Annotated in this window: 13 protein-coding genes; 12 read left to right on the top strand and 1 reads right to left on the bottom strand. The window is 45.3% G+C overall.

Translation table 11 applies throughout. The features are described from left to right. Positions 1–45 precede the first annotated feature (45 nt). Positions 46–3,903 carry a TIM-barrel domain-containing protein gene (locus QFZ80_RS19550; protein WP_307560580.1) on the top strand — a complete coding sequence of 1,286 codons (3,858 nt, stop codon included), beginning with the start codon at positions 46–48 and terminating at the stop codon, positions 3,901–3,903. A gap of 75 nt (positions 3,904–3,978) precedes the next feature. Here the strand turns inward: QFZ80_RS19550 and QFZ80_RS19545 are convergent, their stop codons facing one another. Then, positions 3,979–5,901, bottom strand: a complete 1,923-nt coding sequence (locus QFZ80_RS19545; RefSeq protein WP_307555029.1) for an FAD-dependent oxidoreductase — start codon at positions 5,899–5,901, stop codon at positions 3,979–3,981. A 191-nt stretch (positions 5,902–6,092) separates the two neighbouring features. Between QFZ80_RS19545 and rsgA the strand changes: the two genes are divergently transcribed. The 11 genes from rsgA to QFZ80_RS19490 all read left to right on the top strand — a co-directional run bounded on the left by rsgA (position 6,093) and on the right by QFZ80_RS19490 (position 13,997). Then, positions 6,093–7,154, top strand: coding sequence for a ribosome small subunit-dependent GTPase A (rsgA, locus tag QFZ80_RS19540; RefSeq protein ID WP_307560578.1), 1,062 nt, complete (start codon positions 6,093–6,095; stop codon positions 7,152–7,154). A gap of 86 nt (positions 7,155–7,240) precedes the next feature. Then, positions 7,241–7,564: a hypothetical protein gene (locus QFZ80_RS19535; RefSeq protein WP_307555032.1), complete on the top strand. Its 324-nt coding sequence runs from the start codon at positions 7,241–7,243 to the stop codon at positions 7,562–7,564. A 162-nt stretch (positions 7,565–7,726) separates the two neighbouring features. After that, on the top strand, positions 7,727–8,077 hold the full coding sequence (locus QFZ80_RS19530; protein WP_307560577.1) for a histidine triad nucleotide-binding protein: 351 nt from the start codon (positions 7,727–7,729) through the stop codon (positions 8,075–8,077). Positions 8,078–8,191: 114 nt separating this feature from the next. Beyond that, positions 8,192–8,365, top strand: a complete 174-nt coding sequence (gene rpsU, locus QFZ80_RS19525; RefSeq protein ID WP_029195880.1) for a 30S ribosomal protein S21 — start codon at positions 8,192–8,194, stop codon at positions 8,363–8,365. Between the two features lie 8 nt (positions 8,366–8,373). After that, the gene (locus QFZ80_RS19520; RefSeq protein WP_307555036.1) at positions 8,374–8,817 is read left to right on the top strand and encodes a GatB/YqeY domain-containing protein; all 444 of its coding nucleotides are present in this window, start codon (positions 8,374–8,376) and stop codon (positions 8,815–8,817) included. Positions 8,818–9,107: 290 nt separating this feature from the next. Next, complete coding sequence (locus QFZ80_RS19515) at positions 9,108–9,773, top strand: NfeD family protein (RefSeq protein ID WP_307555038.1); 666 nt, start codon at positions 9,108–9,110, stop codon at positions 9,771–9,773. Between the two features lie 118 nt (positions 9,774–9,891). After that, positions 9,892–10,881 (top strand): flotillin-like protein FloA, encoded by a 990-nt coding sequence (floA, locus tag QFZ80_RS19510; RefSeq protein WP_307555039.1) that lies wholly within the window; start codon positions 9,892–9,894, stop codon positions 10,879–10,881. 21 nt (positions 10,882–10,902) lie between these two features. Next, positions 10,903–11,364 carry a hypothetical protein gene (locus tag QFZ80_RS19505; protein ID WP_307560574.1) on the top strand — a complete coding sequence of 154 codons (462 nt, stop codon included), beginning with the start codon at positions 10,903–10,905 and terminating at the stop codon, positions 11,362–11,364. Positions 11,365–11,518: 154 nt separating this feature from the next. Next, positions 11,519–11,797: a sporulation protein YqfC gene (yqfC, locus tag QFZ80_RS19500; protein WP_047672305.1), complete on the top strand. Its 279-nt coding sequence runs from the start codon at positions 11,519–11,521 to the stop codon at positions 11,795–11,797. Between the two features lie 34 nt (positions 11,798–11,831). Further along, a complete protein-coding gene (gene yqfD, locus QFZ80_RS19495) occupies positions 11,832–13,025 on the top strand; it encodes a sporulation protein YqfD (RefSeq protein WP_307555043.1) in 1,194 nt (397 codons plus the stop codon). 6 nt (positions 13,026–13,031) lie between these two features. Further along, positions 13,032–13,997 carry a PhoH family protein gene (locus QFZ80_RS19490; RefSeq protein WP_307555045.1) on the top strand — a complete coding sequence of 322 codons (966 nt, stop codon included), beginning with the start codon at positions 13,032–13,034 and terminating at the stop codon, positions 13,995–13,997. Positions 13,998–14,000 lie beyond the last annotated feature (3 nt).

Raw genomic sequence — 14,000 nt, 5'->3', positions numbered from 1 at the left:
GGAGGGCATGTCCCTCCCTTATTTTCTAATCGAAAGGGAGTATCTATGATGAGTCTACCAAACAAAGAAGTTCCACGTATCCTTGCTTTATTCACAGCATTTACGTTGTTTGGTTCAACCCTGACCTGGCTTCCTGCTTCTCCTGCTCATGCCTATGCCAGCAGCCTAGGCAATCTCATCACTTCGAGTGTAACCGGAGATACCTTGACGCTTACTGTTGATAATGGTGCGGAGCCGAGTGATGACCTCTTGGTTGTACAAGCGGTGCAAAACGGTATCTTGAAGGTGGATTATCGTCCGAATAGCATAGCACCAAGCGCGAAGACGCCGATGCTGGATCCAAACAAAACTTGGTCAGCTGTAGGAGCTACGATTAACACGGCCGCCAATCCAATGACCATCACGACCTCCACTATGAAGATTGAGATTACCAAGAACCCAGTTCGAATGACGGTCAAAAAGGCTGACGGCACTACGCTATTCTGGGAACCCTCCGGCGGAGGGGTATTCTCAGATGGTGTGCGCTTCGTTCATGCCACCGGAGACAATATGTATGGCATCCGGAGTTTCAATGCCTTTGATAGTGGGGGTGATTTGCTGCGGAATACATCAAGTGAAGCTGCTCATGCAGGTGAACAGGGAGACTCCGGAGGTCCGCTTATTTGGAGTACAGCTGGCTACGGGGTGTTAGTTGACAGTGATGGTGGCTACCCCTATACGGATGGCGCAACGGGCAAGATGGAGTTTTATTATGGCGGTACCCCTCCTGAGGGACGTCGTTATGCGAAACAAAACGTGGAGTATTATATTATGCTCGGAACCCCGAAGGAAATCATGACCAGTGTAGGGGAAATCACGGGGAAACCACCAATGCTTCCTAAGTGGTCGCTTGGATTCATGAACTTTGAGTGGGATACGAATCAAACGGAATTTACGAATAATGTGGATACGTATCGTGCCAAAAATATCCCAATAGATGCCTACGCCTTTGATTATGACTGGAAAAAGTATGGGGAAACCAACTATGGTGAATTCGCGTGGAATACGACTAATTTCCCTTCTGCTTCCTCAACTTCTCTAAAGACAACAATGGATGCTAAAGGCATCAAAATGATCGGAATTACGAAACCCCGAATCGTTACGAAGGATGCTTCTGCTAATGTAACGACTCAGGGAACGGATGCGACAAACGGTGGTTATTATTATCCGGGTCATAACGAGTATCAGGATTATTTTATACCCGTAACTGTACGCAGTATCGACCCTTATAATGCTAGTGAACGTTCCTGGTTCTGGAATCATTCCATAGATGCTCTTAATAAAGGGATCGTTGGTTGGTGGAATGACGAGATGGATAAAGTATCTTCGGGCGGAGCATCGTATTGGTTTGGCAATTTTACAACAGGCCACATGTCTCAGACCATGTACGAAGGTCAACGGGCTTACACAGGTGGAGCCCAGCGTGTATGGCAAACGGCGAGAACTTTCTACCCAGGTGCCCAGCGGTATGCGACTACGCTTTGGTCTGGTGATATTGGCATTCAATACAATAAAGGTGAACGGATCAACTGGGCTGCTGGGATGCAGGAGCAAAGAGCAGTTATGCTTTCCTCAGTGAACAATGGTCAGGTGAAATGGGGCATGGATACCGGTGGATTCAATCAGCAGGATGGCACGACGAACAATCCGAATCCCGATTTATATGCACGATGGATGCAGTTCAGCGCTTTAACACCTGTTTTCCGTGTACATGGGAACAACCATCAGCAGCGCCAGCCATGGTACTTCGGATCGACGGCGGAAGAGGCTTCCAAAGAGGCTATTCACCTGCGTTACTCCTTGATCCCTTATATGTATGCTTATGAGAAAAGTGCTTACGAGAATGGGAATGGGCTCGTTCGACCCTTGATGCAGGTATATCCGACGGATGCTGCTGTCAAAAATTACACGGATGCGTGGATGTTCGGTGACTGGCTGCTAGCTGCGCCTGTGGTAAATAAACAGCAGACTAGTAAAGATATCTATTTGCCGTCTGGCTCATGGATTGACTATGCGCGAGGTAATGTGATAGCTGGCGGTCAAACCATCCAATATTCGGTTAATCCGGACACGTTGACAGACATTCCACTCTTTATTAAAAAAGGTGCCATTATTCCAACACAGAAAGTGCAGGATTACGTTGGGCAGGCTTCCGTCACTTCCGTTGATGTGGATGTGTTTCCGGATACAACACAGTCGAGTTTCACGTACTACGATGATGATGGCTCGAGTTATAACTACGAAGGCGGTACTTATTTTAAACAAAGTATGACTGCTCAGGATAATGGTGCGGGCTCGCTAAGTTTTACATTAGGGGCAAAGAGTGGCAGTTATACGCCAGCTCTCCAATCCTATATCGTTAAGCTGCACGGTTCAGCGGGGACTTCCGTAACGAATAACAGCGCGGCTATGACTTCCTATGCAAGTTTGCAAGCATTAAAAGCTGCCGCTGGGGAAGGCTGGGCAACTGGGAAGGACATCTATGGGGATGTGACTTATGTGAAAGTAACGGCAGGTACAGCTTCTTCTAAAGCTATTGCTGTTACGGGTGTTACTGCAGTGAGCGCAACTTTGGTGCAATTCGAAGCTGAGGATGCATCGCTTTCTGGCAATACGGTTGCTACAAAGGCTTCCATTAACACCAATCACACAGGATTTACCGGAACTGGATTTGTTGATGGATTGGGCCATGCAGGCGCGGGTGTCACTTTCTATCCGAAGGTGAAAACAGGAGGCGACTATAATGTCTCTCTCCGTTATGCGAACGCATCAGGCGCAGCGAAGTCAGTCAGTATTTTTGTTAATGGAAAAAGAGTGAAGTCCACCTCACTCGCTAATCTCGCGAATTGGGATACTTGGGCTACGCAAGCCGAGACACTGCCGCTGACGGCCGGTGTGAATGTTGTGACCTATAAGTACTACAATGAAGCGGGCGATACGGGCAATGCCAACATCGACAACATCACGGTACCCTTTGCGCCAATCGTCGGCAAATATGAAGCAGAGAGCGCTGAGCTTTCTGGTGGCAGTGCATGCAACACGAACCATTGGTACTATAGTGGTACAGCTTTTGTTGACGGATTGAACGCAGCAGGCGCGCAGGTGAAATACAACGTGAATGTCCCTAGCGCTGGGAGCTATCAGGTAGCGCTGCGATATGCTAATGGCAGTGCAGCAACGAAAACGTTGAGTACTTACATCAATGGATCCAAGCTAGGACAAACCGGTTTCACAAGTCCTGGAACCAATTGGAATGTCTGGCAGGATCATGCGCAAACGGTGACTTTGAACGCAGGGGCAAATACGATTGCGTTTAAATACGACGCCGCTGACAGTGGGAATATCAACTTAGATCGCCTGCTTATTTCAACTTCGGCAGCAGGAACGCCTGTCTCTGAGCAGAATCTGCTAGACAATCCTGGTTTCGAGCGTGATACGAGTCAAAGTCATAATTGGGTCCAGTGGCATCCAAGCACGCAAGCTGTAGCTTACGGCGTTGATAGCGGCTCAACAACCAATCCGCCGGAATCCCCATGGACGGGTGATAAGCGGGCATACTTCTTTGCAGCAGGTGCTTATCAACAAAGCATTCATCAAACAGTCAGTGTTCCTGTTAATAATGTGAAGTACAAATTCGAAGCCTGGGTTCGCATGAAAAACACGACGCCGACGACGGCCAGAGCCGAAATTCAAAACTATGGCGGATCTGCCATTTATGCGAACATCACTAACGATGGTGGTTGGAAATACATCAGTGTAAGTGATATTCTGGTGACCAATGGTCAGATCGATGTTGGATTTTACGTGGATTCACCTGGCGGAACTACGCTTCACTTTGATGATGTGCGCGTGACCCGACAATAAACAAAACAACCAGCTCTCCCGTGAATGGGGGACTGGTTGTTTGTTCGTTAGGATAGGCAATTCGTGTAAAGATAATTAAGCATTTTGAAGTGCTTGCTGAACTTCTTGCACAATGGATAACGCCGCGGTGCGGGCACTAGAGAATGCGCGTTCTGCAAGCTCGCCCTTACCTATACAGCCGTCTCCGCAGAAGTAGAATGGCACGTTTTCCACGCGTATCGGCAATAGATTATTGGAAGCAATGTTTTTCACGCTGGATACCATCGCTTTCTTCGAAACCCGTTTCACGGCTGTAACATCGCGCCAGCCTGGATAATGTTTATCGAATAGAGCTTCCATTTGGAGGTTCTTTTCTTCTAGATACGCTTTGCGCTGCTCCTCCTTCTCAAAGCGGTCGCTTAAGTATGCAATACCCTGCAGCAGCTGTCCGCCTTCTGGTACCAGTGTGTGATCAGTCGCGGAAACATCGCTGATGAAAAGCTTGTTATCCATGTCGCTGATGTAGCTGAAAGGTCTGGCGACAACACGGCTTAACCCAACGTCATACACCATAACTTCGGTTGCGGTATTGGATTCATAAGGAGCTAGGAACGGCTCCCATGCTGTGCCCTTCAGAAGCTTGACGACTTGCTGAACGGGCATAGCGAAAATCACTTTATCAAAGGCGACTTCTCGGTTTTTGGTTTGCAGTACAAATTTACGATCTGCGTAACGAAGGCTCTCCACGCCTTCTTGAAGGGCAATTTCCCATTTGCCGGACGTTGTCAGCTTCTGCTTAAGCTGATTCGTAATAACGGCCCAACTTCCCAAAACATAATTGACAGGCTTCGAGGAAAGGAACAAGTTGTGATAGTACTCACTGATTACCGCTCCGGATACGTTGCGTGCATCCTCAGGTGTAATGAAGAAGTTGGAGCAAACCAGATGCTCCCATAACTCTTTAACATCTTCGTCCGCATTGGACTCTGCCAAATAATCGGCAAGAGTTGCGTAGTTTTTTAAGTTGTGAATATTCGCGATAATGGCTGTAATTTCACCGACGAATCTTACTTTTTGCATCGTGCTGAGCAAATCAGTTTTTAAGAGGTTTATCGCGTCGAGGGGTGCTGGGGTAAGCTGATTATGTTTCGCATAAAAAACTTTGCGTTTATCTACTTGCTTAGAAGAAAAAGATAGTCCCAGTTCACGTTCCATGTTTGTTAACGTATGTCGATCAATCCCATAGATGGCATGTGCGCCATAGTTGAGTGTAAATCCTGCTTTTTCGTAAGTAAAAGCCCGTCCTCCAAGCTGTGGGCTGCGCTCGAAAAGGATGCCTTCAACATGCGGATTCTCCGATAAATAAGCGGCCGCTGTTAATCCTGCCAAGCCTCCGCCAATAATAGCTACTTTCATTTTGTTTTCCTCCTTGGGGACTGGTTCTACCTGTAGGGATGCGTAGGGCTCCTCGGAGCGTATGCCTACCCAAAGCCAGGCTAAGTTGTTTTTCATCATGGAAAGTAAATCGGCTTCATCTTGATTGCACCATGTACGGATCGTTCCCGCATACATGCAAACGAGCAGTTCAATTTTTCTAGGTTCAGGAAGCCAATGTAATAAACTTTCAGATAGTACGTTTAATTGCTGTTGTTCTTCCGTTTTTATTGCTTCATTCTGCAAGGATAAAGCCTGTAAACTTCGGACTAATCGGGGTGAAGATTGAATGTTGGACGATAAGTCTAAGAATAAGCGATTAATGTGTCCTTCAAGGGATTGGACCTTGGAAGGAGGCTGCTTCACCCATTCTTGAATCAAATGAATTTGTTTCGTGTAAAGCGCTGAAATAATGGCATCTTTGCTTTTAAAATAATGATAAAACGTTCCCTTTGATGATCCCGTCGCTGCGATGATATCGTCTACGGATACATTCTCATACCCTTTTTCCATAAACATGGTTAAGGCGACTTCCATCATCACATCACGCTTTTTGCGGGTAGAGGCTCTCATGAATTGGCTCATTCGCTCACTCCATTCCAACCTTCGATTTACTCCTATTATATGCAAAAATAGACTTTCAGTCTACATTTTAATTGACCTGTGTCTAAAGTTTGAAGCGGGAAAAAACAATCTAAACAATTGTTTCCCGTGTGATGTGGTTAACAGCGGTCTATACTTCAGAATAGAACCACATGAGAGGATGAAATATACACTTGAAAAATGAAGATTTAGGATGGAATTCCTTTTTTGAAAAAGCATTCGAACCTTACCTAAATGAGGGATACCAAGTTGGACGGGTGTCCTTGGAACATAAACATATGTATCGCGTTCAGACAGAAGTTGGAGAGGCACTAGCCGAGGTGTCGGGAAAAATGCGGCATATTGCTTTACGTCGCGAAGACTACCCCGCTGTAGGTGATTGGGTCGTACTTTCCATAAGGGAAGAAGAACAGCGAGCAACGATCCATGCTGTACTGCCACGTAAAAGTAAGTTTTCCCGTAAAGTAGCGGGTCAAGTCACGGAAGAACAAATTGTTGCTACGAATGTAGATACCGTGTTTCTGTTCACAGCGCTTAATCTAGATTTTAATGTACGCCGTATTGAGCGCTATTTGGTGTTAGCTTGGGAGAGCGGGGCAAATCCGGTTATTGTTCTAAGTAAAGCGGATTTATGTGAGGATCCGGAAGCGCTGGCTGCAGAGGTCGCGGCTGTTGCGGTTGGCGTTCCCATTCATATCATTAGCTCAGCAGAAAATCGCGGACTAGATGAGCTTGCTGCTTATATTTCTCCAGGCCAAACAGTCGCGCTCCTTGGATCGTCAGGTGTGGGCAAATCGACCTTGGTGAACCGCATCTATGGGAAGGATATTCTGGAAACAGGGGATATCCGATCGGGGGATGATAAAGGTAAGCATACGACGACTCACCGCGAGCTCATCACACTGCCTGGAGGAGGCATATTGATTGATACGCCAGGTATGCGTGAGCTTCAGTTATGGGATGCCTCGGAGGGATTAAGCACGTCATTTCAAGATATCGAAGAGCTTGCGGAGAGGTGCTTCTTTCAGGATTGTAAGCATGAGAATGAGCCCAAATGCGCGGTAAAAGAGGCTCTTGATGAGGGGACCTTGCCAGTTGAACGATTTCAAAGCTATGTGAAATTGCAAAAGGAAATTGCTTATTTAGCGCGAAAAGAAGATAAAGGTCTTCAAGCGGCCGAGAAAGCGAAGTGGAAAAAAATTCATCAGTCTCTGAAATCCCAACATAACCGATAGATTAATTTTCACATGTTCAACTATTGTTTTTGAGTAGCCTTTTGCCTAGAGCTGAATATGCTGTTGGTAAAAAGGAGCGTGAGCTTATGAAACATCAGGAAGCACATGAGATTTGTAAAAGGCATATGTATCGTTATGTGAGTGTCACGATGAATACTGGTGCGGTTTATGACGGAATTGTGGAAAATGTGGATGATGATCATCTGTACCTAGCCGTTCCGATTGGTGGAATGGATCAGGAACAAATGAGAGCTTTCTTACCTTATTCCTATCCGGGTTATGGTTATGGCTACCCCTACGGATTTCCAGGTTATGGATTTCCGGGCTACGGTTTTCCAAGGCGCCGCTTTGCCAGACAAATACTTCCGTTAGCTAGTTTATTAGCGTTATCGCTTCTACCTTATTATTAATAATATAAGTTCATTTAATCTAGAAACATCTTACAGTAAGTGGGATGTTTCTTTTTTTTTGCAGTTATTCCATCATTAATGGTGGATTGGATTGGATTTTTTTGCTCATTTCCGATAAAATTAAAAGTAGGAGTTTCACGAAAGAGGGGGACAAGCCGAAGAATGAGTGATTGTATTTTCTGTAAAATTATTACGGGGGAACTTCCCTCTAAGAAAGTGTATGAGGACGAGCAGATTGTTGCTTTCCATGATATTCAGCCAGCTTCTCCCATTCATGTCCTTATCATTCCTAAGAAACATATTGCTTCACTAGCCGATGCGGGAGAAAAGGATTGGAACTTGATTGGGCAAATTCAGCGTGCGGCTGCGCAAATTGCTAGAGAACTAGAGGTAGAAGAATCAGGTTATCGGGTTATCACGAATATTGGAGCTAACGCGGGGCAAATTGTTCACCATCTTCATTATCATCTGATGGCTGGGGCACGTTTATCGCCTTTAGGCGTGCACAATTAAGCTTCCTTTCACGAAACGAAAGGTTTGCGATTGACACCCTAATTACTATGACCTATAATGAGATTTGATGAACCGTTTTGTCTTAGATGGTCTGTTCGGAGGGAGGGAAAACTGTTGTCAGAAACTCGAGTTCGTAAGAACGAAACTATAGATGCTGCACTTCGTCGCTTTAAGCGTTCCATCGCTAAGGATGGCATTCTTGCAGAAGTTAAAAAACGTAAACATTATGACAAGCCTAGCGTTAAGCGTAAGCTTAAATCTGAGGCTGCTCGGAAGAGAAAGTTCTAGGAGGCAACATGAGCTTAAGCGATCGATTGAACGAAGATATGAAGCAAGCGATGAAGAGTCAGGACAAGTTCAAACTCTCTGTAATTCGAATGGTACGATCTACGATTAAGAATTCTGAGATTGATCTGAAAAGATCCTTAGATGACAATGAAGTGCTTGACGTACTAACTCGTGAAATCAAACAGCGTAAGGATTCCCTCCAAGAATTTGAAAAGGCGGGCAGAAATGACCTTGCCGAAGGCCTGAAGGCAGAACTTGTTATTTTAGCTGAGTACATGCCGCAACAGCTTTCTGAGGAAGAAGTGAAAGCCATTGTACAGCAGACCATCCAGCAAATTGGTGCTTCTTCCAAAGCGGATATGGGCAAAGTGATGACGGCATTGATGCCTCAGGTTAAAGGACGCGCTGATGGTAAACTTATCAATCAGTTAGTTCAACAATTATTAGGTTAATACTAAATATGTTAGACAAGACCGAGTGGACCCAAGTCCTCTCGGTTTTTTGTTACCACATAATAAGAAAGTATAAGTTTTCGGATCCCGAAAACCGCTTTCTCATTGGCGATAAAACTTAATATAGGGATCTTTGGTCGTAGACCAAAGTCTCTCCTCGTTAAACGCGGTCGCGCATCCCTGAATCGCCTCGATAGAGGTTTTCTCATTCTCTTCACCAAAAACGAAACAGTTTGTGTGTTGTAACGTACATAGTAGTGATAAGGAAGATTCAAGGAAAGGAGTGAAAGATGATGTTTGTAGAAAACTTATCTGCCTTTCTGACTCATCCCGTTACAGCGACGGTACTATTAGTGGTTGGGATCATTGGAATTGCATTGGAGCTGCTTTTTTTCAGCAGTGGATTGCTCGCTTTAGCGGGGGTAGCTGGTTTTGCACTCTATTTTCTCGGGTTTTATTTAGCTGGTTTTGCTGGTTTCGGTGATTTGGCTATCTTCGGAATCGGGTTACTTCTTCTTATCCTGGAATTAGTCGTTCCAAGTTTTGGGATTCTAGGTGTATTAGGCGCAATATGCCTCTTTGGCGGGGTTCTGATGGCATCTTCAGATCCCACACAAGCAGCGATAATGTTAGGTATCGCCTTGTTGTTGGCAATCGTTGCGATCTCTTTCGCGATCAAAACCTTTAAGCACCGCGGGATTTGGAACCGTTTTATTCTTAAGGAGCAGCTAACGACGAACAAAGGATTTACATCCAGCCCAGATCGATCCTATTTGATTGGAATGACGGGAGAGGCGATTACTCCTCTGCGTCCGGCCGGGACTGCAATCATTCATGGTGAGCGCGTTGATGTGGTGACGAATGGCAGCTTTATTCCCACGGGAAGGAATGTAGTCGTAGTGGAAGTAGAAGGAGTTCGCGTTGTAGTACGAGAGAATGATACCAATAACGCATAAAGACTTTGAGCTACGCTCAAAGATCCCAAAGCGGAGAGACTTTGAGCTGTACTCAAAGATCCCAAAGCGGAGAGACTTTGAGCTACGCTCAAAGATCCCTATATTAGGAGGAACATAAATGAATATAGAATCTGGTTTATATTTGCTGATTGTTGCGGCCATCATTATTATTGCACTTTCGGTATTGCTGAGCGTTGTGCCTGTCATGCTTTGGATTTCAGCACTTGCTTCCGGTGTAAGAATTAGCATTATTACTTTAATTGCTATGAGGCTTCGCCGCGTGACCCCAAGTAGGATCGTCAATCCGATGATTAAGGCTACGAAAGCGGGTATTGATTTAAGTGTCAATCAGCTAGAAAGCCACTTTCTTGCAGGCGGTAATGTTGATCGGGTTGTCAATGCTTTAATTGCCGCTCACCGCGCGAAGATTCACTTGGAGTTTGAACGTGCAGCAGCTATCGATCTCGCAGGGCGGGATGTCTTGTTAGCCGTTCAAATGAGTGTAAATCCACGTGTCATTGAAACACCTAATGTATCAGCAGTGGCGAAGAACGGCATTGAAGTAAAGGTTATTGCCAGGGTTACGGTTCGAGCCAACATTGACCGGCTTGTAGGGGGTGCGGGCGAGGAAACGATTATCGCTCGTGTAGGTGAGGGGATTGTAACTACAGTTGGTTCCAGTGACTCTCACAAAGATGTCTTAGAGAATCCGGATTTGATTTCTCGAACGGTTCTGGGTAAAGGGTTAGATGCCGGAACAGCTTTTGAAATATTATCGATTGATATCGCTGATGTGGATGTAGGTAAAAATATTGGTGCTCATTTACAAACGGAACAGGCAGAAGCTGATAAGCGAATCGCTCAGGCTAAAGCTGAGGAAAGACGTGCGATGGCTGTTGCTGCCGAACAAGAAATGAAAGCCAGAGTTGTAGAGATGCGTGCGAAGGTTGTCGAATCGGAGTCGCAGGTGCCGCTTGCGATGGCTGAAGCACTTCGAAATGGCAAACTAGGTGTTATGGACTATATGAATCTTAAAAATATTGATGCAGATACACAAATGCGTTCTTCGCTTGGCAAAATAAATGATGGTAAGAGTGAGAAAGAATAGTAGTCTTGAAGAGGTGATCAGGTGGAACAGCTCATTGAAATTTTATTGAAGAACTGGTATCTGGTTATAATTGCATTCGCCTTTTTTTATCAAATTCGAAGTAAGGGCCGGCGAGCGAATCAGGAAACGAAGGGGAGACCGGGAATGCCGCCCTTTGGTGATGCTCCCAATGGCGCTACGCGACCAGTAGAAGCGAAGAAATCAAGCCAGAAGGGATTTGGATCGACCCTGCAATCCGGACGCGTGCAAGACGAGTATGGTCGTTCTAACGCAGCTAAAGTGTTTTCGACTATATCCAATCAAAAGGCTTCTCCATTCGGCTCATCTACACAGATTATAAATGAAAGCTCACCTGTTTACGCAGATGCGTTCTCTACGCCGAGTCCTTTTCCTGAACAACCGAGCCAAGAACAGCTCTTGCAAGGTATCATGTGGGCAGAAATTCTCGGCCCGCCTAGGTCGAAGAAGCCTTATCGCAGATAAAAGTATGTAAGAACGCCCTCTCGATGGATCGAGAGGGCGTTCTTTGCTTTACAGGTTTTTCACATAAAACTGGCTCTCTCCGCATAATTTGGTAGAAAGTCTCTGCGCTTTTTCTGTATACATGATCATCTAGTTAGAGGGGGTACTCCCAGCTATGCGTCGCTTGACCCGCAAATGGAACCAGTTCACGGCCAAAATCCTTGATCTTCCTCAGGATGTGGTACAGGACTTGCCGCGAATTACGATGATCGGCAACGTACAGCTTTATGTAGAGAATCATCGGGGTGTACTTCATTTTTCAAGTGAAAACTTGAAGCTCGAATTAACGAAGGGGACGCTAGAGGTGTTCGGGAAGCAATTAGTCATTCGAGCTATTCTTTCAGAAGAAGTGTTTATTGAAGGCTTGATCGATAATGTGAAATATGAACCATAGATGAGAGTATGGACTGAGAACAGGAGGCTGAGTCATGAAACAATCCCTTTTCATTGCTCGATTGCGAGGGTATGTGCGCATTCAAATACGAGGTGAAGGCTGTGAAAGATTAATTAATCCCATGTTGGAGAAGGGTTTTTCCATATGGGATATTCAAGCTGGAGATGCGGGGAAGCTTGAACTTTATATCCTGATCAAAGACTTTTTCAGACTTAGACCGCTGTTGAAACGGACAGGCTGCAGGGTGCATGTTACGGAAAGGCACGGGCTGCCTTTTTTTATGGGCAGACTGGGCCGTAGAAAAGTTTTTTTTACAGGAATGGCTTCTTTCATCATAGGTCTTTATTTATTGACTTCGCTCGTATGGCAAGTTAGTGTGGAAGGGAATGATCGTATCTCTGAGTCGGAAATTTTGCAAGCTGCTTCCAAACAGGGCATACATACGTTTCAATGGAAGTTTAAGTTGAAGAAAACAGAGGATTTATCGCGCGAAATTCAAGGAATGCTGCCCCATGCGGCTTGGGTTGGTGTCGAAATTCGCGGTACCCATATCACGATCAAGGTTGTCGAAGCAACCATTCCAGACAAGGGACCGCCTTTGAATCCTCGTAATTTGATTGCTGCCAAAAACGCACTTGTTACTGAGATTTTATCAGATAAAGGCAAACCCATGGTGAAGCCGAATACATATGTGCGAAAAGGGGACGTGCTGATCTCGGGAACCATCGGCGATGAACAAAATAGCCAAGTGGTGGTTGCAAGTGGTAAAGTAAAGGGCATCGTTTGGTATACCTCCCGAATCGAAACTCCCCTTACAAAAACATATAGGGTATATTCAGGTGAAGTTATGACTCGCAACTACCTTGTTTTTGGGACAAGAGCAGTGCAAGTAAGTGGTTATGGTAAGCAGAAATTCGAACATTTCGAAACGATTCCAGAGCGTAAAACGCTGGTTTGGCGGTCTTATTCACTTCCCCTCGGTTGGCTTCATGAAAAGGTGATGGAGGTTCAGATTGTTGAGGAACCTATTGATCCGGCGAATGCTAAAAAGGCTGGTTTAGAGCAGGCTAAAGCTAAATTACTTGGAGCCGAAGGAGCAGATGCTAGAATTGTCGGCGAAAAAATTTTGCATGAAAAAACAGAGAATGGTAAAATTTATATAGACGTGCATTTTGAAGTCGAAGAAAATATCGCCGAAGAACAACCAATTGTGATACGAGGAGAATGAGGCCTGTTGGTAGAATACGCGCAATCTGTGAAAATAACATTGAAGAATCCGGTTGAAGGACTAGCCTTGTTCGGACCGCAGGATAAATTTCTGCATGTCATCGAACGGGAGATTCCCGCACAAATCTATACGCGTGAAGCCGAAATAACGATACAAGGGGCTGCTGCGGAAGTGAACTCACTTCAGCAGCTTTTTGAGGTTCTTTTACAGCTCATCCGTAATAATTATACGTTGACAGAACGGGATGTTTTGTATGCGGTTGAACTTGCGAAGCAGATGAAAACGGAACAATTGCTTGATTTGTTCAAAGGTGAAATTACTACAACACATCGGGGTAAACCTATTCGGGTCAAAACGATCGGACAACGGAAGTATGTCGAGACGATCAAGAAAAAAGATATCGTCTTCGGAATTGGACCCGCAGGTACAGGTAAAACCTATTTGGCTGTTGTACTTGCCGTGACGAGACTTAAAGAAGGGGCTGTCAAAAGGATTGTATTAACACGCCCTGCTGTTGAGGCTGGGGAAAGTCTGGGCTTTCTGCCGGGGGACTTGCAGGAAAAAGTTGACCCCTATTTACGCCCATTGTATGATGCTCTTAATGATGTCCTTGGACCTGATCAGGTAGCCAAGTCATTAGAACGAGGACTTATCGAGATTGCGCCACTGGCTTATATGCGCGGTAGAACGTTAGATGATTCTTTCATCATTCTGGATGAAGCGCAAAATACAACACCTGAACAAATGAAAATGTTTCTGACAAGACTTGGTTTCGGTTCCAAAATGGTGATTACCGGGGACGTTACTCAAATTGATTTACCGCGTGGTAAATCGTCCGGTCTCGTAGAAGCTAACCGTATTCTCAGTGATATCGAGGAACTTGGCTTTATTTATTTTGATGAGCAGGATGTGGTTCGACATTCACTTGTTCAGAAAATCATTGTTGCGTACAATGCTGAAAATGATAAGTAACTG

It is taken from the genome of Paenibacillus sp. V4I7, assembly GCF_030817275.1.
In the GTDB taxonomy this organism is placed as follows: domain Bacteria; phylum Bacillota; class Bacilli; order Paenibacillales; family NBRC-103111; genus Paenibacillus_E.
This window is presented reverse-complemented; position numbering and strand designations above follow the sequence as displayed.